This window comes from Streptomyces sp. NBC_00286, from assembly GCF_036173125.1.
GTDB lineage: Bacteria > Actinomycetota > Actinomycetes > Streptomycetales > Streptomycetaceae > Streptomyces.
In genome coordinates this window covers 5,432,041-5,451,418 of record NZ_CP108054.1, presented here as the reverse complement: position 1 = coordinate 5,451,418, position 19,378 = coordinate 5,432,041, and the positions used below count along the sequence as shown (strand labels likewise).

Genomic DNA, 19,378 nt, shown 5'->3' with positions numbered 1-19,378 from the left:
TAAGCCCGCCCGGAGGGAGCCCGCGCCCCGAGCAAGCCCGTGGCCCGGAAGGCGCCCGCGCCCCGAGCAAGCCCGCGGCCCGGAAAGGCCGCCCGGAGGGAGCCCGCACCCCCACGGCCCCGCAGCCGCCCACGGCGGCAAGGGGACGGGGCGGGGGTGTGCGCCCGCAGCGGCCGGCGCGCCAACACCGGCACCCCCTACCAGCCGACAGCAACGCGCGCCGGTCCGAGGACGGACACCCCCGACGCGGCCCCGCACCCACCACCCACCCAAACGGCGCGAGACTGTGACATATGCGGCTCCGCCGCGCGGGCGCGAGCAACCACAACGCACCCGCAGCCGCCCAACCGCCGGAGGCACCCCGCGTGGGCGCGACCAGCCACAACGGCGCCGTCAGCCGACAACGAACCCAACCGCCGGAGGCACTCGTACAATCAAACGCACTGTGTCTGAGCGTCAAAACACCGAAGAGCCGCGCCCCTCCCGCCCCCGTGCCAAAGGCGAACCCCGCTTCCCCGACGGGCCCCGCGCCGACCCGGCCGGCTCCCACTTCGAGCGCCGGATCCGTAGCTTCCAGCCGCGCCGGAGCCGGGTCACCCATGGGCAGGCGGACGCCTTGCAGCGGCTGTGGCCCAAGTGGGGGCTGGATATCGATGGGCGGCGGAAGATCGATCTGAGCGATCTGTTCGGGAACGACAAGCCCGTCGTGCTGGAGATCGGGTTCGGGATGGGCGAGGCCACCGCGCAGATGGCCGCCGAGGATCCCGAGACCAACATCCTCGCCGTCGATGTGCACACCCCTGGCCAGGGCAACCTGCTCAATCTCGCGGACCGGAAGGGTCTGTCCAACATCCGGGTCGCCAACGGCGACGCGATCATCCTGCTCAGGGAGATGCTCCAGCCGGACTCCCTCAGCGGGCTGCGCGTCTACTTCCCGGACCCCTGGCCCAAGAAGCGCCACCACAAGCGCCGCCTGATCCAGCCGGCATTCCTCACACTCGCCGCGTCCCGCCTCAAGCCCGGTGCGCTGCTGCACTGTGCCACGGACTGGGAGCCGTACGCCGAGGTGATGCTCGAAGTCCTCAGCGCGCACCCGGACTTCGAGAACTCCCAGCCGGACGGCGGCTACGCGCCCCGCCCGGACTTCCGCCCGCTGACCCGTTTCGAGAGCCAGGGCCTGGACAAGGGCCATGTGGTGCACGACCTGCTGTTCCACCGCGTGCCGCACAGCACCCGACACGACGCCCGACGCAGCACCCCATAAGCCATCCCGAACCCAGCGAACCCAGCGGGGCGCAAACGTACCGTCGCGAGCCCACCCTCTCCCTGGTTAGGGTCGATGTTGTGTCCACCAGTCCCCCGTACCCGGCGTACCCGCCGTACCCCCCACCCCCCGGCACCCCCGCCGGAGGCACCCGGCGGCATACACACTGGTGGCGCCGCAGGTGGGTGCGTTACGGCGCGCTGATCACCCTGCTCGCCCTCTCCGGTCTGGTCATCCTGGCCCTGGTCCGCGAACAGACCGGTACCGAGGGCTTTTTGGTGGGCCTCGGCCTCGCCGTACTGCCCGTCCCGCTGCTGATCGCCGCGTTCCGCTGGCTGGACCGGGTCGAACCGGGGCCCTGGCGGAACCTGACGTTCGCGTTCGCCTGGGGGGCCTGCGCGGCGGCGCTGATAGCGATCGTGGCGAACAGTTTCGCCACGCGTTGGATAGCCACCGCCACCGCGGACCCCTCCAGCGCCGACACGATCGGCGCGACCGTCATAGCACCCGTCGTGGAGGAGACCGCGAAGGCCGCCGCCGTCTTACTCGTGTTCCTGTTCCGCAGACGGGACTTCACCGGGATCGTCGACGGCGTGGTGATCGCCGGAGTCACCGCGACCGGCTTCGCGTTCACCGAGAACATCCTCTACCTCGGCACCGCCTTCGGCACCGACCAGCTGAGCAGCGGTGACGGCGGCATCGCCTCCGTCACCGCCGCCACCTTCTTCGTACGCGTGATCATGTCGCCCTTCGCGCATCCGCTGTTCACCGTGCTCACCGGCATCGGCTTCGGCATCGCGGCGCTCTCCGCGGACCGCCAGCACATACGACGCGTACTGCTGCCCTTCACGGGCCTGCTGCTGGCGATGGGCATGCATGCTCTCTGGAACGGCTCGTCGACCTTCGGCACGTACGGCTTCTTCGCGGTGTACGCGGCGTTCATGGTGCCCGCGTTCGGCCTGCTGACCTGGCTGGCCATCTGGACCCGGCAGCGCGAACTCGGCACGATCCGCACCGAACTGCCCGCGTACGCGATGGCGGGCTGGCTGACGGTTCCCGAGCCGTTCGTGCTCGGCTCGATGAAGGCGCGGAAGCTGGCCCGCGAGTGGGCCACGCATCACGGAGGGCGGCCTGCGGGGCGGGCGGTCGCGGAGTACGAGGCGTACGCGACCTCTCTCGCGTTCCTCCGCCACCGGGGGCGCCGCGGCCGCGCGGGCACCGATTTCGTCGTACGGGAACGGGAGTTGCTCCACGAGCTCTGGGCCCGCCGCGAGCTGGCCCGCCCCGCACTGGCGTACGCGGCCCGGGCCACGGCTCCTCCTCCGGCGCCGCCGCCGTGGCCGACGTACGGGAACACCTACGGGAACTCGTACGGCCAAGGGTCGCCCTACCCGGCGTACAACCCCTACCGGAACTAGCCCGGAGCTAGCCCGGAACCAGGCGAAACCAAGCGAAAACCAAGACGCCACCCGCTTCTCGTCCGAAAGCGGATGGCGTCAAAGACCTTGCGGGACTTACGGGTTGAGCCCCTTGCTCCGCAGCCAGGCCATCGGGTCGATCCCGTCGCCGCCCGCCGTCTTGACCTCCATGTGGAGGTGCGCCCCGGTGACATTGCCGGTCGCGCCGACGCGGCCGATGACCTCGCCCGTGCTGACCTTCTGGCCGACGCTGACGCTGATCGAGGACTGGTGGGCGTACCAGACCTCCGTGCCGTCGTCGAGCTTGAGCTTCGTGAGGTAGCCGTACGAACCGTTCCAGCCGGCCTCGGTGATGGTGCCGCTGTGGACGGCCTTGAGCGGCGTACCCGAGGGAGCGGCGAAGTCCAGGCCGGTGTGGGTGCCGGAGGACCACAGCGCGCCGGACTGCCCGAAGGTCGAGGTGATGGTGTACGAGGACGTCGGCAGCGCGAAGCTCTTGGCGAGCTCGGCGAGGCGCTCCGCCTCAGCCTTCTGCCGGGCCTCCTCCGCCGCCTTCTCCTTGGCGGCTTCGGCCTTGGCCTTGGCCTCTTGGCGCTCCTTGGCGGCCTGCTCGGCGGCCTTCTTCGCGGCTGCGGTCGCCGCGGCCTGCCTGGCCTCCTGGTCGACCTGGTCCTGCTGGCGCTCGGCCTGGAGGATGATGCGGGCGCGAAGGGCCTCGCCGGCGTCGGAGTTGCCCTGCTCGGCGTCCGCGGCGCTCAGACCGGCGTGGGTGAGCGGAGTCGTGGAACCGGGCTCTTCGTCGGTGTCGCCCGAGATCAGCGGAAGGTCGGGCAGAGTGATCGAGACCGGCGGCTTGCCGGTGTTCGCGCTGGCCATGCCGCCCGCGCTGACGGCGGCGATGACGCCGACGCCCAGAACCGTGGAGCTGCGTGCGAGGCCTCCGCCGCGCTGCTTGCCGACGCGGTGCCTGCCGCGTACGGGCTTGAGGGAATCCTCAGAGGGGTTCCACTCCTCCCAGGTCTCCTCGTCCTGGCGTTTGCCGTAGCCGAATGTGTCAGGTTCCTCATTCGGCGCGAACGAAGTCTGGGGGGCAGGCCGGTTGGACGCCACGTAGGCGCACTCCTTTCCTTCCTTCCGCCTACCGGGTTAGCTGACGGGTTCGGAGCAGGAAGGTCTCCTACGTGCGTTGCTCACGGTGTCTCCACCGGGAACGACGCCCGATTCACCCCAAGTTGGTGGTTCCCCGGTTCCTTTGCAGGATTCGGCGCGTGCGCACGGAGCCGACTCTTGTGTCGGCTGGGACGACCGCGCTGCGTTATCGAACGTTAATAGAGGCAGGCCCTGGATTCCAAGCTGTTCTGGAGATTCGTTGGCAGTCTTGGCCTGGACTTTCAGGTCATCAGTGGGATGAATCGGGCGAGTTGATCGTGACTCAGCTCCAATTCACTGCTGTGACTGCTGTTGACAATGTTTCAGTTGTTATGCGGAGTGGGTTCGTCCGACTACGGAAGGTGATACGAGGCCGCCTCCGGCATCACGCGTCCGCCTCACGCGTCGGCCTCACGGTCTCCGGACCGCCAGCAGCGCCATGTCGTCCGTCGCGCCGCCGACTCCCGTGTGCCGTACGACTTCCTCCACGAGCGTGGCGAGCAGCGCCCGGGGTCCGTGGAAGGTCCGGCCCGCGAGTCTGTCCGCCGGGTCGAAGAAGACGCCGTGCCGGTCCCGGGCCTCGGTCACCCCGTCCGTGTAGAAGAGCAGGGTGGCTCCGCCGGGGAACGGGACCTCCTGCGCCCGGTCGGGCCACGGGCCCAACTCGCCCATCCCGAGCGGCAGTGCGGGGTCCTCGTCCTTCAGCGTGTCCAGCGAGCCGTCGCCGTAGAGCAGGAGCGGTCCCGGGTGGCCGCGGTGGACGAGGCGTACGACGGCGTCGGCGTGCGGGATCTCGGCCAGTACGGCGGTGGTGAAGCCCTCGAACGCCTCGAGGCCGCCGCGCCGGGCGGCCTCGCGCACCAACGCCCGCTCCAGCCGCTGCGCCACCGCCTCCAGGGTCGCCTCCTGCTCGGCGGCCTCCCGGAAGGCCCCGATGAGCACGGCCACGGCCGCCACCGCGCCCATGCCCTTCCCGCGTACGTCGCCGACGATGAGCCGTACGCCGTGCGGGGTGTCCTGCACGGCGTACAGATCGCCCCCGATGAACGCGTCCGCCTGAGCCGCCTCGTACCGCGCCGCGATGTCGAGCCCGCCGATCCGTTCGGCCGGTTCGGGCAGTACGGCGCGCTGGGCCGCCTCCGCGATCTCGCGGGCAGAGGCGAGACGTTGGTCACTGCGGCGTACGAGGCGGTTGATGGCGAGCGCCAGCACGGCGACGGCGGCCGCGGTGGCCACCTCGGTGGCGGCGCCCGCGTCGAAGTCGCCCCTGATGTGCAGCAGGGAGAGGGCGGCGACGGACACGACTCCGGTGCGCAGCGTGTTGGCGAAGGTGGAGAGGGGCGCGGCGATGAGCGGAGCGACCGTGAAGAAGGGCACCGCGGTGAAGGGAGGAGGGGTGAGGAGGTCGTAGCAGACCCCCGCGATGATCAGCAGCACCGGGAGGGCCTGGACGAGGGTGCGGAGGTACGCGACGCTCCGTCCGCCAGTCTCCACTTCTCCGGGCCCCGCCACTGGTCTCCTGCCCTTCACCGCGTCACCGCGCTCCGTCCAGGGTTCCCGGCGGGTGGTCGGGGGGCGACCTGTGCGGGCCGAGTGGGTGAGCGTAGCCATCGGGACAGGACCGGCGGGAACCCCGGAAAGCACTCAGGGCCGGAACCCGTAGGTTCCGGCCCTGAGTGTTCAGTAGCGGGGACAGGATTTGAACCTGCGACCTCTGGGTTATGAGCCCAGCGAGCTACCGAGCTGCTCCACCCCGCGTCGGTAGGACCAGTGTACGCCATCCGCGGGACGCTCTGCACACGGGTTTTCGCCGCCTGCCCTCAACCGATCCCTCCCGGTCACTGGCCGAGCAGATGGCGGTTGGGCTCGGCGGCCCGTTCCGCGTATTCCGGGAGTACGACGACCTCGGCGCCCTCGGCGGCCAGCAGTCCGCTGCCGTCGGCGGACCGGACGAACGTGTCCGGCTCGCGCCAGGCGGTGACCACGCGGCGTACTCCCGCGTCGAGGATCAGCCGGGCGCAGGGGGCGGGCCGGGAGGCGCGGCGGGCGCAGGGTTCCAGGCTGCTGTAGACGGTGGCGGTGGGCAGGCGCGGGTCGGCCGGGTCGAGCTTCGCGAGCGCGGCCTCCTCGGCGTGCGAGACCTCGTCGGACTCGCGGGAGTACCCGCGGGCCAGTTCCGTACCGTCCGCCGCGACGACGACCGCGCCGACGCTGAACGCGGTCCGTGAGGGCGGGCACTGGGCGGCGAGCTCGCAGGCGACCTCCAGCCAGTGCCGGTCGGCGGCGGAGGCCAGCCCGCCCGCGCCGGGCGCCGTGGGCACGTAGCGCATGAGCACCACATCGCCCACCGGCCGGGTTTCCACGAGCCGCATGCGGTTGCGGACCCCGCCCGGGTAGCCGCCGGGTCCGAACATCCGGGGCGCGTCCGGCTGCCCGACGAGGAGGGGCGCGAGCGCGAGCTGCAGCTCGTCCGCGAGGCCCTCCTGGAGCAGCTGCGTATGCACGCGCCCGCCGCCTTCGACCATGAGCCGCCGTACGCCTCGTACGTCGTGAAGATGCTCGAGTACGGCCGGCCAGTCGAGCTCCGGGCCTACGGGGACGACGTCGACGCCGAGGCCGCGGAGGGCCGCGTTGGCTTTCGTGGCGCCCTGGTCCGTCGTGTACACGACCTTCTCGCCGCCCGTGGACCAGAAGTTGAGGGCCGGGTCCAGGTCTCCGCGGCCGCTGACGGTGACCTTCAGCGGGTACTCCGGGCGGCCGTCCGCGACCCTGGCCGCGCGCCGTTCGGCGGAGTTGACCAGGAGGCGGGGGTTGTCGGCGCGCAGGGTGCCCGCGCCGACCAGGATCGCGTCGGAGTGGGCCCGCACCTCGTCGACCCGGTCGAAGTCGGCCGGGCCGGAGAGCCGCAGCCGTTCGGGGCCGGTGTCGTCCAGGTAGCCGTCGAGGGAGACGGCCGCGGACAACAGGACGTAGGGGTGGGGCATGGGGCGTACTCTCCGCTCGCACTGGACCGATGGTGGTTCAATTTTTAAACAGTACCTACAATGGTGGCATGACGACCCGCTGGCTCACCCCCGAGGAGCAACGCGCCTGGCGCGCGTACATCGCCGCCTCCTACCTCCTGGAGGACGCGCTCGACCGGCAGCTCCAACAGGAGGCCGGTATGCCGCACCTGTACTACACGATCCTGTCCGCCCTCTCCGAGACTCCGCAGCGCACTCTGCGGATGACGGATCTCGCCCAGGCGTTGAAGATCACCCGCAGCCGGCTGACGTACGCCGTGACCCGCCTGGAGAAGGACGGTCTCGTACGCCGCGAAGACTGCCAGATGGACAAGCGCGGGAGCCTCGCGGTCCTGACCGACGAGGGGATGGCGGTGCTGGAGCGGGCGGCGCCGGGGCATGTCGAGATGGTGCGCACGGCGTTGTTCGAGCACCTCACCGAGGAGCAGGTGGGGCAGTTGGAGGAGATCTTCACGGGGGTTGCGGCGGCGCTTCAGGGGGACGGGGGGAAGGCCGCGTCGGACGACCTGCCGTGGCGGCGGCGGTCGTCGAGTCAGCAGTGTTCGTAAGCGATGGCGGTGTCGGCGTCAGGTGGTCGTGAGGATGACGAGTTGCTGGGTCGCCCGGGTCATCGCGACGTAGTGATCGACGGCTCCTTCGATGCCTTCGCCGAAATTCTCCGGGTCGATCAGGACCACCAAGTCGAACTCGAGTCCCTTCGAGAGCTCCGGGGTCAGGGAGCGGACACGGGATGACGTCGTACGGAATCGGGGCGTCGCCGGAGATGCCGTACGGGATCCGGATGTCGTACGGGATGTGGGGGCGGCGATGACGCAGGCGGTCCCGTCCGCGTGTGTGGCGAGCCAGTCGTCGAGGATCGAGTCCAGAGCCGAAACGGTTCCGTGGACGACGGGGACGCCGCCGCTGCGGATGGAGATCGGGACGTTGGCGTCGGGGAGGGCGGCGCGGATGACCGGCTCGGCCTCCGCCATGATCTCTTCCGGTGTGCGGTAGTTGATGCTCAGGGACGCCTGGTTGATGCGGTCGAAGCCGATGCGCGCCAGCCGTTCCTGCCATGACTCCGTGAAGCCGTGCCGGGCCTGGGCGCGGTCGCCGACGATCGTGAAGCTGCGGGACGGGCAGCGGAGGAGCAGCATCTGCCATTCGGCGTCGGTCAGTTCCTGGGCCTCGTCGACGACGATGTGGGCGAACGGGCCGGCGAGCAAGTCCGGGTCGGGGGTGGGCAGTTCGGACTCGTCGACCAGGCTGACCTTCGCGTCCTCGCCGCTCAGCATCCTCACCAGGCCGATGCCCTCGTCGCCGTCGGCGCCGGAATTGGCCACGGCCCCGATCAGGTTGTCGACGACCTGCTCCATGCGCTCGCGCTGGGCGGCGAGGATGGCCTGGTGCCGGCGCTTGCGCCGGGCCGTCTTCGGGTCGCCGAGCCGCTGCCGGGCCGCGTCCAGGAGGGGCAGGTCGGACACCGTCCAGGCCTGGGGAGCCTCCTTGCGCTGCAGCTTCTTGACCTCGTCAGGGGTCAGCCAGGGGGCGCATTTGCGGAGGTAGGCGGGGACCGACCAAAGGTCTCCGACGAGGTCGGCCGCTTCGAGCAGTGGCCAGGCGTGGCTGAAGGCCGCAAGCAGTTCCCGGTTCTGGTTCAGCGACTTCCGGAGCAGGGCGGGCGGGGCCTCCTCGGCGTCGTGCTTGTCCGCGAGGATCGTGAGCAGTTCGTCCCAGACCTGGGCGCGCCCATCGTTGTGCGGAGTGCCGGGTTCCGCTGCTTCGAACGCTTCGGTCCAGTCGTCGGCGCTGAGCCAGACATCGGACCAGTGGGTCGTGACGGTCATGCCCTTGGCGGGCGGCTCCTCGTAGAACCGTACGGCCGTCTCGATCGCCTTCACCAGGTCCGCGGACGACTTCAGCCGGGCCACGTCCGGGTCGGCCTCGACCGCCGCCGCGGCTCCCTCGTCGACGAGGTCCCGCAGGGTGCAGGTCTGTACGCCCTCCTCTCCCAGGCTGGGGAGGACATCGGCGACGTAATCCAGGTACGGCCGGTGCGGGCCGACGAACAGCACCCCGCCGCGGCGGTGTCCGAGGCGGGGGTCGGAGTAGAGGAGGTAGGCGGAACGGTGCAGGGCGACGACCGTCTTGCCCGTACCCGGACCGCCGTCCACGACGAGAGCGCCGCGCGATCCGGCGCGGATGATGGCGTCCTGGTCGGCCTGGATGGTGCCGAGCACGTCGCGCATACGCGGCGACCGGTTGGTGCCCAGGCTGGCGATGAAGGCGGACTGGTCGTCGAGTGCGGCATGCCGTTCCAGCCCGTCGGCGGTGAACACCTCGTCCCAGTAGTCGCTGATCCGGATGGGGGTCCCCCCGCTCGAGCGAAGCCGAGAGTGGGGGCGGGTCCAGCGGTACCTGCGACGGCTCGTCAGGCCCATGGGGTTGGCGTGGGTGGCGCCGAAGAAGGGCTCGGCCGCCGGGGAGCGCCAGTCGACCAGTAGCCGACGGCCCGTGCTGTCCGTGAGGCCGAGTCGTCCGACGTATACGGGTTCGGAGTCGTCGTCGGCGATCATGTGGCCGAGGCACAGGTCCAGGCCGAAGCGGCGCAGTGTGCGCAGGCGGGCGGTCAGCCGGTGGATCTCCGTGTCGCGGTCCATCGCCTGCCGGCCGGTTCCGCCGGGCGCCCTGCGCTCGGCGTCTAGTTGGTCGGACACCTCGGCGATCGTCTGCTCGAGGCACTCGGCGATGGCCGCGAAGTGCCGCTCGTCGGCGGCGATCAGCTTGGGGTCGGCCTTGGAGGAGAGGTTTTCGGGGAGGTCGAACGCGCTGGTGGTCAGGGGGTTCACGGCGAAGGGCTCCGATCTGGGGTCGCTGGCGACCGTTGCGCGCGGGAAGACGTTTTGGAGCGGTGTGACGTACGCACCTGTGCGTGCGGGTTCTCGTGTTCCGGTTCTCGTGTTCCGGTTCTCGTGTTCCGGTTCTCGTGTTCCGGTTCTCGTGTTCCGGTTCTCGTGTTCCGGTTCTCGTGTTCCGGTTCTCGTGTTCCGGTTCTCGTGTTCCGGTTCTCGTGCTCCGGTTCTTGAGTTCCGGTTCTCGTGTTCTCGTTCTCGGGCCTGGATCGACCGGCCCGCGCTGTTCACGCGGGACGGTCGATCCGGGCCCTGCTCAGCCGACCGCTTCGAGCAGCAGCTTCGCCGCGACCGTCGCGCCGTCGGTGCGGACCGTGCCGGCCACGGCGGTCGCTTGTGCGCGGGTCTCGGGGGTCAGGGCCGTGGTGAGCGCGGCGGACAGGGACTCGAAGGTCGGAGTCGGACCGTCGTGAGCCGCGCCGATGCCCAGCTCGGCCACCCGGCCCGCCCAGTACGGCTGGTCAGCGAGCTGGGGTACCACCACCTGCGGCGCGCCTGCCCGCGCGGCCGTCGTCGTGGTGCCCGCGCCTCCATGGTGCACGACCGCGGCCACCCGGCCGAACAGCACCTGGTGATTGACCTCGCCGACGGCGAAGCAGTCGTCTTGGTCGTCGATCAGGCCCAGGTCGGCCCAGCCGCGGGAGACGAGTACGCGGCGGCCCTGCGCGCGGACCGCCTCGACGGCCACCTGGGCGGCGTCCGCCGAACCGTGCAGGGGCATGCTGCCGAAGCCCACGTACACCGGCGATTCGCCCGCTTCCAGGAACGCCAACAGGTCGGCCGGAAGCGGGCGTTCGTCCGGCAGGATCCACGCTCCGGTCTGTACGACGTCCAGGCCCGGCGTCTTCTGCCACGGGTCGAGGACCGGGTCCGTAGCCAGCCACGGCTGGTCGCCGATGACATAGTCGCGGACGTTGTCCACCGGGGGCAGGCCGATCGACGCCCGGTTGGTGTTGAGCGCCTCACCGAACAGCGCGTTGATGTTCTGGGCGTCCAGGTCCCACAGTGCCCGGTTGTCGGTCACCTCCGGCGGGAGCGGACGACCGGGATACGCCAGCGGCGGGCGGTGCGGCGAGGGCAGGGTGACCTGCTGGAAGGTCACGGACACGGAGGGGATGCCGAGTTTCTCGGCCACCGATCGCGCGCCCGCCGCGGCCGGCATCATGCCGGTCGACACCAGCGCGTCACAGCCCTCGGCCGCCGGGAGGACCACGTCGAACAGTCCGGCGATCACCTCGGCCGCGCGCCGGGGCAGGCCCTCCGGGGGCAGCGACGGCGCCGCCTTCGTCAGCGCACGCGCCGACGGGCCGAAGGGCAACAGCTCTACGCCGACACCAGCCAGCAACTTCGCGAACTCCTCGTCCGCCGGCGCGCACACAAGCACCTCGGCGCCGAGTTCTCGTAACCGCGCCGCGAGTCCCGCCATCGGCTGGACATCTCCGCGCGACCCATACGTCGACAACAGCACACGCACTTCGCGACTCCCCGTTTTCGCTGGTCCTGGCCATATTCCTGGCCTTAGGCGGGCAATTCTGCGGCACGACGGGGGCCTTGCCGCAAGCCCCCCGGTGCGCTATAAGTTGAGAGTGGCAAGGAGATGGGTGAACCTCCTTGCCTTTTGTTTTTGCCGCCCGGGGCGTACGGGTTTCGGGCCATCGCGTACGGCCTCCGGACCGCGGCGCACGGGCCTCGGACCGCGGCGCACGGGCCTCGGACCGCGGCGCACGGGCCTCGGGCCGCCGCGCACGGGCCTCGGAACTGTTGCTTCAACTTTTAACCATGAGGTAGGGTCGCGATCCAAGCTCCTGCTTCAAATCTGAAGCAGACCGAAAGCTGCACGCACCCGAAAGCTGCTCGGATCCCGGACTCGGAGAACCCGCATGCCCGAACTGCTCCCCGCCGCCACCCCGCGCGCACGCGTCCGGGTCCCGCTGCGTTTCCACGACGGTTACGGCGTCGACGCCGACGCGGTCACCTTCCACGGGCTGACCGACGGCCAGGAACACGTGGCCCTCGTCCTCGGCCCCCCGTCGGCGACCCCGCTGGTCCGCCTCCACTCCGAGTGCCTGACGGGCGACGTCTTCGGCTCGGCCCGCTGTGACTGCGGACCGCAGCTCCGCGAGGCGGTCGAGCAGATCGCCACGCGCGGCGGCGTACTCCTCTACCTCCGCCAGGAGGGCCGCGGCATCGGCCTCTACAACAAGCTCGACGCGTACGCCCTCCAGGAGCAGGGTCTCGACACCTACGCCGCGAACACGGCCCTCGGCCTGCCGGAGGACGCCCGCGACTACACGTCGGCGGCCCAGATGCTGAGCGCCCTGGGCATCTCGTCCCTCGACCTGCTGTCCAACAACCCGGACAAGGCGGAACAGCTCCGCGCACTCGGGGTCGATGTTCAACACCGGGTCCCGACAGGGGTGTTCAAGACGGCCCACAATGTCCGCTACCTGCGGGCCAAGGTCCTCCAGACCCAGCACACGCTGCCGCTGCCGGAACTCAGCGCGGGCTGACTCCCCCGCCGGTCAGTCACCGGTCAGCTTGTGGCCCGCCTTGAACGCGGGGCCGAGGGCTCACGTCGTACGACCTGCGCCGCCCGGTCGTCTCGTACGCGCTCGACGAGATCCTCGGCGGCCTCCGGCCATGTGGCGTGGTCGAAGGCGAAGCCCGCTTCGAGCAGGCGGCCGGGGATGACGCGACGGCTCTTCAGCAGGAGTTCGGTGTCCGAGCGCATCGCGAACGCGCCGAGTTCGGCCATCCACTTCGTGGCGGGCAGGCCCACGGGAACGCACCATGCGGCGCGCAGCGTGCGCATGAACGTGCGCTGCGGCACAGGCTCGGGAGCGGCGACGTTCACCGGACCGGCCAGGTCGTCCCGGTCGATCAGGAACTCGACGGCGCGTACGAAGTCGCGGTCCTGAATCCAGGACACGTACTGCGCGCCGCCCGCGACCGGTCCGCCGAGCCCGAGCCGCGCCAGTCGCAGCAGGACGTCGAAGACGCCTCCGCGGTCGGGGCTCATCACCATGGCCGTGCGCAGGGCGACCTTGCGGGTGTGCGGGGTTTCGGCCCGTTCCTGCTCCCGCTCCCAGGCTTTGGCGATCTCGACGCTGTACGCCCAGTAGTCCGGGACGCCGGGCTCCGTGCCGCCGAACACGCCGGTCGCCTCGTCATGGGGTGCGTCGAAGCGGTGGGCGTAGATGGTGGCCGTACTCATCTGCAGCCAGACGCGCGGGGGTTGAGCGGCGGCGGCGATCGACTCCCCCACCACACGGGCGGAGTTGACGCGGGAATCCATCATCGCCTGGAGATTGGCGGCGGTGTAGCGGCAACTGACGCTGCGTCCGGCCAGGTTGATCACGATGTCGCTGCCGTCGATCGCCTCGGCCCAGGGGCCCAGGGTCTCGCCGTCCCAGTGGATCTCACCCTTGCGTCGCGGCCGTCTGGTCAGGACCACGACGTCATGGCCGGCCGCGGTCAGTGCGCGGTTCAGGATCGTCCCTACCTGCCCGGTTCCTCCGGGTATCACGATCTTCATCGGGCTCCCCCTAGGTATGCAGGGGAGCCTACCGCAGAAATTTGAACGCGTTCAAAACAGGGCCAAAAAGAAAGGCAAGGAGGGTTACGTCCGCTCCTTGCCACTCTCAACGTATAGCCCACCCGGGGGCTTGCGGCAAGGCCCCCGTCGTACCGCAGAATTGCCCGGCCAAGGCCAAGACCTGCGGAAATGGGGGGTTCATGATCGACGTGATCGTCGCCGGCGCCGGACCGACGGGCTTGATGCTGGCCGGTGAGCTACGGCTGCACGGTGTGCACGTGGTCGTGCTGGACAAGGAGCCGGAGCCGACCCCGGTGGTCCGCGCGCTCGGTCTGCACGCGCGCAGCATCGAGGTGATGGACCAGCGCGGTCTGCTGGAGCGGTTCCTCGCGCTCGGGAAGCAGTACCCCGTCGGTGGTTTCTTCGCCGGCATCCCCAAACCGTCGCCGGAACGGCTGGACACGGCACATCCGTACGTCCTCGGCATCCCGCAGCCGGTCACGGACCGCCTGCTGACGGAGCGTGCCACCGAGCTCGGCGCGGAGATCCGGCGCGGCTGCGAGGTGGTCGGGCTGAGCCAGGACGAGGACGGGGTGACCGTCGAACTGGCCGATGGTACGGGGCTGCGCTCGCGCCATCTCGTCGGCTGCGACGGCGGGCGCAGCACGGTGCGCAAGCTGCTCGGCGTCGGCTTCCCCGGTGAGCCCGCCAAGGCCGAGACGCTGCTGGGTGAGATGGAGGTGACCGAGGACGAGGAGACGATCGCCGCCGTTGTCGCGGACGTCCGCAAGACGCAGCTGCGGTTCGGCCTCGGGCATCTCGGGGACGGGGTGTACCGGGTCGTCGTACCCGCCGAGGGGCTGGCCGAGGACCGCGAAGTCCGGCCGACCATCGAGGAGTTCAAGCGGCAGCTGCGGGTGTACGCCGGCACGGACTTCGGCGTGCACTCACCGCGCTGGCTGTCCCGCTTCGGCGACGCCACCCGGCAGGCCGAGCGTTACCGCGTCGGCCGGGTGCTGCTTGCCGGCGACGCGGCGCACATCCACCCGCCGATGGGCGGGCAGGGCCTCAACCTCGGTGTTCAGGACGCCTTCAACCTCGGCTGGAAACTGGCCGCCGAGGTGGCCGGCTGGGCACCGGAGGGGCTGCTGGACAGCTACCACACCGAACGACACCCGGTGGCCGCCGACGTACTGGACAACACCCGCGCCCAGGCCGAGCTGATGTCCACCGAGCCGGGCCCCCAGTCCGTACGCCGACTGGTGTCGGAACTGATGGACTTCGAGGACGTACGCCGCTACCTGGTCGAGAAGATCACCGCGATCAGCGTCCGCTACGACTTCGGCGAGGGGCACGAACTGCTCGGCCGGCGGGTGCGGGACGTGAAGCTCGAGAAGGGCGGCCGCCTGTACGAGCTGATGCACGCCGGTCGCGGCCTGCTGCTCGACCAGACCGGCGGCCGGCTCTCGGTGGCGGGTTGGGAAGAACGGGTCGACCATGTCGTGGACGTCAGCGAGGAGCTGGATGTGGCGGACGTGCCGGCGGTGCTGTTGCGGCCGGATGGGCATGTGGCGTGGGTGGGTGAGGATCAGGAGGAGTTGGTCGGTCGGATGGCGAAGTGGTTCGGCGCGGGGGTCGGCTGAGCGGGCGGTTGCGGTTACGGCCCCGGGGAGCTGCTCAGCGCCTGGCAGATCGCCTGACTCAGCAGCACCCTGGAACGCCGGGTCGACCCCACAACCAATGAGGGTGGCGTAACGCGGCAGCCGAAGCGCCGGTCACGTTCCGAGTCAGCCCCTCGGACCGGGCCACCCCAATCATCACTGTCACATTTTGACGACCAGCCACTGGCCCGGAAGGGCGCGCCAACAGCGCCTTGTACGACGCCAGCGGGGCGGCCGCCGAGCCCACGCATGAGACGCACGTCCTCGCGCAGGAGGAATTGCACCGGCTGACGGCCCGTAGCCCGGCCGCGTACGGCAGGTGGGGGCCGACGGACCTGCAGCGAGTGCTGGAGCCGTACGGCGCCGAGCAGAAGTAAGGAGCCGCCGGATCTCAGGGACCTCTGGGGCGCCTCTCTCCCTGCGTCACCCGAAAGGGTCAATCCATCCCAAACACCTGACAACCAGCCATAACACCAGCACGCTGCCCCACACGTCCACACACCAACGGGAGGACCCATGGCCAGCAACCCCTACTTCAACGCCCCGCTAACCCCCGCTCAGCCTCGCATGTTCAACACCACCATCGCCAAGGTGATCTGGACACTCGTCCCAGTCGTCACGCTCGGCCTGTGCGCGGCCGTGCCGTTCGTGGTCGCCGCGGTGAAGGGAGTCGTCAAGGCATGGCTGGCCGTGGCCTACATCGTGGGCGAGATCGCCATTATCGGCATCATGGTGGCCCTGGACCCGAATGCGGACAGCGGCAACCCGTTCTCCGGCTTCGTTCTCCTGCTCCTGATCATCACTGCGGCGACGCACACAGCGCTCCTCGACAACGACAAGATCAGCATCGGGAAGTAATGCCGGGGCGGACGATGACGGCGAAGGATGGCGTGCGAGGTCCCGAAGGGCGAGGAGTATCTGCAGGTCGAGATGGCGCCGTCGTCTGAGTCTGAGACGGCGATCTTCGCGGGGAATGTGAAGTAGCCGGGTGCGGTTTGGTCCGGGCTAGCCGACCAGATGCTGTTGACGAATTCCGGCGGCAGTGCGTGCGCTCCGGGCGACGCTGCCGCTCCCCCGGTAGGCGGTCGCGGGAATGTGACAGTGCGGCACTCGACTGTCACATTCCCAAGACTGGTCACCTGGCGGCGGGATTCGCCAAAACGTCTTCCATGAACACTCCCCGGGTCTCGGCCCGTTAGGCCGTGCTGCGTTCGGCCGCTTCGGCCTCCTCGACGCCCTCGGCGTCTTCGGTGTCCGGTTGAGGCAGGCGCAGCCCTCGGGACTCGGCGATGCGCAGGGCGTCGGTCAGGCACTCGGCGAGGCGGAGGCCTGCGTAGCGGACCTCGCTGTACGGCGACGTGGGGTCGTCCAGCACGGTGCGGGCGAGGCCGAGTACGTCGGCGCCCATGTCGAGCTGCATGGCCTCCAGGTCGTCGGCGAAGCGGGAGACGTATCCGCCGCCGCTGTCCGTCATCAGGTAACAGGGGCTGCCGTCGGGGGACGGCCAGGGCAGCAGGCGGGGGGAGTTGGAGGTGGTCGCGGGGCCGGTGGTGCGCTTCATCAGGCGGCCACCTCCTGCGCGCCGATCAGGTGCCGGTCGAGGTCGATCCCGAAGTCTGCGGCCAGCACGAGGGCGAGGCGGCGGCGCGCCTGGAGGGCGGCTTCTTGTTCGTGGGCGGTGAGGTAGGGGCGTACGAGGGCGGAGTCGGCGCCGTCGAGATGGGTGACGAGGCCGTACGGGGAGCGGTGGCGAGGGAGGCTCGAGGATTCGGGAGAGGAGGGACGGCGTACGACGGTGAAGTGGACGCAGAAGTGAGGGTGCCGGTGGGGGCGGCGGCGCCGTTTGCCGGTGCCCGGCGCGAAGAGGAGGCGCAGCCATTCGAGAGTGCGGCGGATAAGGTCGTGCATGTCGACGCTCCTATGCAGCGTTGGCCGTGCCCCGGGAGGTCTAGCCACCTCGCCGGGGTTTCTGTGTTCCACTTTGCCTTAGGTTGCGATAGGTAGCAACAGGGAGCATCAGGTTGCATGCGGACGTTCCCGCACGTGGTGAGTTGCTACAAGTCGCTTTAGCGTGCGGTTATGGCTAACGATCGGTGGGCGCCCGACCCGACGAGTCACGTCTACGTGTATCTCCAAGTCGTGCACCACATCGCCGAGCAGATCCGCACAGGACGCCTGCGCGCAGGTGCCCGGCTTCCGAACGAGCGCGCCCTCGCCGAGCAGTACGGCGTGGCTGTCAACACCATCCGCCGGGCCGTGCGCGAGCTTCGCGATCAAGGCCTTGTCATCACAGTCCCCATCAAGGGCACCTTTGTTCAGGCCGAGCAGCCATCCGGTGACGCGCCCGCGGAGGGCGAACCGAACGCCTGAAGAGGCCGTGCGTTGTCTCACGTGGCCCCGTCAGCATGGGTGCTTCGGTATGGCTGCTTGCGCGCAATCGGCATGAGCCTGGGAGCATGCGCAATCTGCCGCAATCGTCGGGCATGCTCGCGCCATCCCACGCATTCTGGACGTCCAACCAGCGCAGACGGAGGGCGACATGACGCTACGGCTCATCGGCACGACCAGCGACGACGGCGACTGCCCCACCCTGTACGAGATCGAGGGCACGGACGAGATCCTCGTCCAAGGGGAGCGCGAGACCGAGCCAGAGCACGTCACCCAGCTCCGCGACGTGAAGCCGTCCGAGACGTTCGTCCGCGTCCCCCGAAGCCTGTTGACCCGCTACGCGCCCCGAAGTGCCGCCCCCGAGCTACAGCCGTTCGCGTCGATCTCCCACCTGTTCCAGGAGTTCCGGCACACCGCATGGCGGCTGGAGACCCGCCGCGGCTACGCCTCCGACCGCAACAGTCCCAAGTGGCAGCGCTGGCAGGCCGGGGAGGACATCGCCGCCGAGCCCGCGAATGCCTGGCGCGAGAACGTCGCCGAGCAGACCGCCGCCGGGAAGCGGTTCGAGCGCGTACGCCTGGTCGACGAACCGGCCACCCAGGGGCAGGAGTTCCTCCTCGCCAGCGCGCCCGGCAACCTGGCCGCGGGCGAGGACATCCGCAACCTCACCCGCACGGAGGCCGAGCGTCTGCGGCTGCCGGACTACGACTTCTGGCTCTTTGACTCGAAGACCCTGGTCCGGTTCGCGTTCGACGACGAAGACACCACCCTCGGCGTGTACGTCACCCAGGACCCCGCCGAGGTCCTCGCCGCCTGCCAGGCCCGTGACGCCGCATGGCACCACGCCGTGCCTACAACGGAGTTCGCCAGGCGAGTACGTTCCACCGTGTGACGACGGACTACCAGACCGCCAGAGAGGCCCTCGGCGCGCGCCTGCGTGAGCTACGCGCCGAGGCCGGTCTGGAAGGCAAGGACCTCGCAGCCCAACTCGGCTGGCAGCCCTCGAAGGTGTCCCGGCTCCAGAACGGCAAGCAGACCCCGACCGCCGCCGACCTCACCGCATGGGCGCGTGGCATCGGTCGGCCGGACGCCGAGGCTGAGTTGCAGGGCTTGCGGGCCGCGCTGGACATGAAGCAGCGACACCGGTCCTGGCGCCGGCAGTTGGCCGGCGGCCACCGCGGCCGCCAGGAGATCGCCGTACGGCAGACCGAGAACACCCAGACGATCCGCGGCCTCGAGGTATCGCGCATCCCGGGCCTGTTCCAGACACCGGAGTACGCCCGCATCATCTTCGACAGCAACGCCGAGTTCCGCGGCATACCCCCGACGACCGAGGCCGCCGTCGAGGCGCGGATGCGCCGCCAAGAGTCGCTGTACGACCCCGAGAAGTCCTTCCGGTTCCTGGTGTGTGAGGCCGCCCTGTACCACCGCTCGTGCCCGGAAGACGTGATGGCCGAGCAACTCGACCGGCTGTACAACCTCGTCGGCCAGCGCCGTGTCGAACTCGGGATCCTGCCCTTCGGCACGCAGTTGCGCCGTACGGCCCCGCACGCCTTCTGGATCTACGACCAGAGGCTGGTCATCGTCGAGACGATCAGCGAGGAGCTGTGGCTGACGGGCGAGGAGGACATCGCCCTGTACGAGCGGGCGTGGGATTGGCTCGCGGAGTCCGCGGAGTACGGGACGCCGGCACGTCGCCTGATCGGCCGTGCAAGGGCGTCTCTGGACCTCACGTAAACAATCCGCAGCAAGTCGCACACCCTCTCGCGCAATTGCGCGCAATCACCGCACAGCCATGCAATCCGGCGGCCTACGGTCCTGGCCATGGCCCTCTCGACGATGCGCATCGCCAAGGTGCACGAGACCGGAGACTCGTGGCTCGCCGACTGCTCCACGCGCTCGGACCTCGTACGCCAGGAGTGGGAGGCGGAAGCCCTCGCTCCCATCACGACGCAAGCACTGGCTCGCGGCAGAGGTACGGCTCGTCGCCACGATCGGCGCCATGCAGCGGATCGGGACGCCCCGGCTCGGCCCGATCCTGGCTGACCC

Annotated in this window: 19 protein-coding genes, 1 tRNA gene and 1 riboswitch; of the genes, 11 read left to right on the top strand and 9 right to left on the bottom strand. The window is 69.9% G+C overall.

Annotated elements, in window-relative coordinates:
* Nucleotides 1-445: 445 nt before the first annotated feature.
* On the top strand, nt 446-1,264 hold the full coding sequence (trmB, locus tag OHT21_RS25070) for a tRNA (guanosine(46)-N7)-methyltransferase TrmB (RefSeq protein ID WP_328770580.1): 819 nt from the start codon (nt 446-448) through the stop codon (nt 1,262-1,264).
* Between the two features lie 80 nt (nt 1,265-1,344).
* Nucleotides 1,345-2,682: a PrsW family intramembrane metalloprotease gene (locus tag OHT21_RS25065; protein WP_328770579.1), complete on the top strand. Its 1,338-nt coding sequence runs from the start codon at nt 1,345-1,347 to the stop codon at nt 2,680-2,682.
* Nucleotides 2,683-2,778: 96 nt separating this feature from the next.
* On the opposite strand, the gene OHT21_RS25060 is transcribed toward OHT21_RS25065, so the two are convergent.
* The 4 genes from OHT21_RS25060 to OHT21_RS25045 form a co-directional block, all read right to left on the bottom strand.
* Nucleotides 2,779-3,792: a M23 family metallopeptidase gene (locus OHT21_RS25060; protein WP_328770578.1), complete on the bottom strand. Its 1,014-nt coding sequence runs from the start codon at nt 3,790-3,792 to the stop codon at nt 2,779-2,781.
* A gap of 10 nt (nt 3,793-3,802) precedes the next feature.
* A riboswitch (cyclic di-AMP (ydaO/yuaA leader) is annotated at nt 3,803-3,959 on the bottom strand.
* 283 nt (nt 3,960-4,242) lie between these two features.
* Nucleotides 4,243-5,442 carry a PP2C family protein-serine/threonine phosphatase gene (locus tag OHT21_RS25055; RefSeq protein WP_328770577.1) on the bottom strand — a complete coding sequence of 400 codons (1,200 nt, stop codon included), beginning with the start codon at nt 5,440-5,442 and terminating at the stop codon, nt 4,243-4,245.
* A gap of 73 nt (nt 5,443-5,515) precedes the next feature.
* A tRNA-Met gene (locus tag OHT21_RS25050) sits at nt 5,516-5,589 on the bottom strand.
* A gap of 80 nt (nt 5,590-5,669) precedes the next feature.
* Complete coding sequence (locus OHT21_RS25045; protein WP_328770576.1) at nt 5,670-6,815, bottom strand: dihydrofolate reductase family protein; 1,146 nt, start codon at nt 6,813-6,815, stop codon at nt 5,670-5,672.
* A gap of 68 nt (nt 6,816-6,883) precedes the next feature.
* On the opposite strand from OHT21_RS25045, the gene OHT21_RS25040 reads away from it, so the two are divergent.
* Complete coding sequence (locus OHT21_RS25040) at nt 6,884-7,402, top strand: MarR family winged helix-turn-helix transcriptional regulator (protein ID WP_328770575.1); 519 nt, start codon at nt 6,884-6,886, stop codon at nt 7,400-7,402.
* 18 nt (nt 7,403-7,420) lie between these two features.
* On the opposite strand, the gene helR is transcribed toward OHT21_RS25040, so the two are convergent.
* Both helR and OHT21_RS25030 read right to left on the bottom strand, forming a co-directional pair.
* Nucleotides 7,421-9,682 (bottom strand): RNA polymerase recycling motor ATPase HelR, encoded by a 2,262-nt coding sequence (gene helR / locus OHT21_RS25035; protein ID WP_328770574.1) that lies wholly within the window; start codon nt 9,680-9,682, stop codon nt 7,421-7,423.
* Nucleotides 9,683-10,001: 319 nt separating this feature from the next.
* Entirely contained in the window at nt 10,002-11,171 is a 1,170-nt protein-coding gene (locus tag OHT21_RS25030; RefSeq protein WP_443050659.1) for a glycosyltransferase, read from the bottom strand.
* 454 nt (nt 11,172-11,625) lie between these two features.
* On the opposite strand from OHT21_RS25030, the gene OHT21_RS25025 reads away from it, so the two are divergent.
* Nucleotides 11,626-12,255: a GTP cyclohydrolase II gene (locus OHT21_RS25025; protein WP_328770572.1), complete on the top strand. Its 630-nt coding sequence runs from the start codon at nt 11,626-11,628 to the stop codon at nt 12,253-12,255.
* Between the two features lie 23 nt (nt 12,256-12,278).
* Here the strand turns inward: OHT21_RS25025 and OHT21_RS25020 are convergent, their stop codons facing one another.
* Nucleotides 12,279-13,280: a TIGR01777 family oxidoreductase gene (locus OHT21_RS25020; protein WP_328770571.1), complete on the bottom strand. Its 1,002-nt coding sequence runs from the start codon at nt 13,278-13,280 to the stop codon at nt 12,279-12,281.
* A 200-nt stretch (nt 13,281-13,480) separates the two neighbouring features.
* Here OHT21_RS25020 and rox point away from each other — a divergent pair, with 200 nt between their 5' ends.
* From rox to OHT21_RS25005, 3 genes are all read left to right on the top strand, one after another.
* The gene (gene rox, locus OHT21_RS25015) at nt 13,481-14,923 is read left to right on the top strand and encodes a rifampin monooxygenase (protein ID WP_328770570.1); all 1,443 of its coding nucleotides are present in this window, start codon (nt 13,481-13,483) and stop codon (nt 14,921-14,923) included.
* A gap of 230 nt (nt 14,924-15,153) precedes the next feature.
* Nucleotides 15,154-15,318 (top strand): hypothetical protein, encoded by a 165-nt coding sequence (locus OHT21_RS25010; RefSeq protein ID WP_328770569.1) that lies wholly within the window; start codon nt 15,154-15,156, stop codon nt 15,316-15,318.
* 139 nt (nt 15,319-15,457) lie between these two features.
* Nucleotides 15,458-15,799 (top strand): hypothetical protein, encoded by a 342-nt coding sequence (locus tag OHT21_RS25005; RefSeq protein ID WP_328770568.1) that lies wholly within the window; start codon nt 15,458-15,460, stop codon nt 15,797-15,799.
* Nucleotides 15,800-16,136: 337 nt separating this feature from the next.
* Here the strand turns inward: OHT21_RS25005 and OHT21_RS25000 are convergent, their stop codons facing one another.
* Nucleotides 16,137-16,502: a hypothetical protein gene (locus tag OHT21_RS25000; protein ID WP_328770567.1), complete on the bottom strand. Its 366-nt coding sequence runs from the start codon at nt 16,500-16,502 to the stop codon at nt 16,137-16,139.
* The gene (locus OHT21_RS24995) at nt 16,502-16,849 is read right to left on the bottom strand and encodes a hypothetical protein (RefSeq protein ID WP_328770566.1); all 348 of its coding nucleotides are present in this window, start codon (nt 16,847-16,849) and stop codon (nt 16,502-16,504) included. The genes OHT21_RS25000 and OHT21_RS24995 overlap by 1 nt, the downstream gene beginning before the upstream one ends.
* Before the next feature lie 171 nt (nt 16,850-17,020).
* On the opposite strand from OHT21_RS24995, the gene OHT21_RS24990 reads away from it, so the two are divergent.
* From OHT21_RS24990 to OHT21_RS24975, 4 genes are all read left to right on the top strand, one after another.
* Nucleotides 17,021-17,311, top strand: coding sequence for a GntR family transcriptional regulator (locus OHT21_RS24990; RefSeq protein WP_328770565.1), 291 nt, complete (start codon nt 17,021-17,023; stop codon nt 17,309-17,311).
* Between the two features lie 169 nt (nt 17,312-17,480).
* The gene (locus tag OHT21_RS24985) at nt 17,481-18,221 is read left to right on the top strand and encodes a DUF6879 family protein (RefSeq protein ID WP_328770564.1); all 741 of its coding nucleotides are present in this window, start codon (nt 17,481-17,483) and stop codon (nt 18,219-18,221) included.
* Nucleotides 18,218-19,066 (top strand): helix-turn-helix domain-containing protein, encoded by an 849-nt coding sequence (locus OHT21_RS24980; protein ID WP_328770563.1) that lies wholly within the window; start codon nt 18,218-18,220, stop codon nt 19,064-19,066. The genes OHT21_RS24985 and OHT21_RS24980 overlap by 4 nt, the downstream gene beginning before the upstream one ends.
* Before the next feature lie 87 nt (nt 19,067-19,153).
* Nucleotides 19,154-19,375 carry a hypothetical protein gene (locus OHT21_RS24975; RefSeq protein WP_328770562.1) on the top strand — a complete coding sequence of 74 codons (222 nt, stop codon included), beginning with the start codon at nt 19,154-19,156 and terminating at the stop codon, nt 19,373-19,375.
* Nucleotides 19,376-19,378 lie beyond the last annotated feature (3 nt).

What these genes read in the sequence shown, in the direction of transcription:
- OHT21_RS25055 (WP_328770577.1), bottom strand. Translation starts at nt 5,442, where the DNA reads ATGGCTACGCTCACCCACTCGGCCCGCACAGGTCGCCCCCCGACCACC.
- OHT21_RS25045 (WP_328770576.1), bottom strand. Translation starts at nt 6,815, where the DNA reads ATGCCCCACCCCTACGTCCTGTTGTCCGCGGCCGTCTCCCTCGACGGC.
- OHT21_RS25040 (WP_328770575.1), top strand. Translation starts at nt 6,884, where the DNA reads ATGACGACCCGCTGGCTCACCCCCGAGGAGCAACGCGCCTGGCGCGCG.
- OHT21_RS25030 (WP_443050659.1), bottom strand. Translation starts at nt 11,171, where the DNA reads ATGGCGGGACTCGCGGCGCGGTTACGAGAACTCGGCGCCGAGGTGCTT.
- OHT21_RS25025 (WP_328770572.1), top strand. Translation starts at nt 11,626, where the DNA reads ATGCCCGAACTGCTCCCCGCCGCCACCCCGCGCGCACGCGTCCGGGTC.
- OHT21_RS25020 (WP_328770571.1), bottom strand. Translation starts at nt 13,280, where the DNA reads ATGAAGATCGTGATACCCGGAGGAACCGGGCAGGTAGGGACGATCCTG.
- rox (WP_328770570.1), top strand. Translation starts at nt 13,481, where the DNA reads ATGATCGACGTGATCGTCGCCGGCGCCGGACCGACGGGCTTGATGCTG.
- OHT21_RS25005 (WP_328770568.1), top strand. Translation starts at nt 15,458, where the DNA reads ATGGCCAGCAACCCCTACTTCAACGCCCCGCTAACCCCCGCTCAGCCT.
- OHT21_RS25000 (WP_328770567.1), bottom strand. Translation starts at nt 16,502, where the DNA reads ATGAAGCGCACCACCGGCCCCGCGACCACCTCCAACTCCCCCCGCCTG.
- OHT21_RS24995 (WP_328770566.1), bottom strand. Translation starts at nt 16,849, where the DNA reads ATGCACGACCTTATCCGCCGCACTCTCGAATGGCTGCGCCTCCTCTTC.
- OHT21_RS24990 (WP_328770565.1), top strand. Translation starts at nt 17,021, where the DNA reads ATGGCTAACGATCGGTGGGCGCCCGACCCGACGAGTCACGTCTACGTG.
- OHT21_RS24985 (WP_328770564.1), top strand. Translation starts at nt 17,481, where the DNA reads ATGACGCTACGGCTCATCGGCACGACCAGCGACGACGGCGACTGCCCC.
- OHT21_RS24975 (WP_328770562.1), top strand. Translation starts at nt 19,154, where the DNA reads ATGGCCCTCTCGACGATGCGCATCGCCAAGGTGCACGAGACCGGAGAC.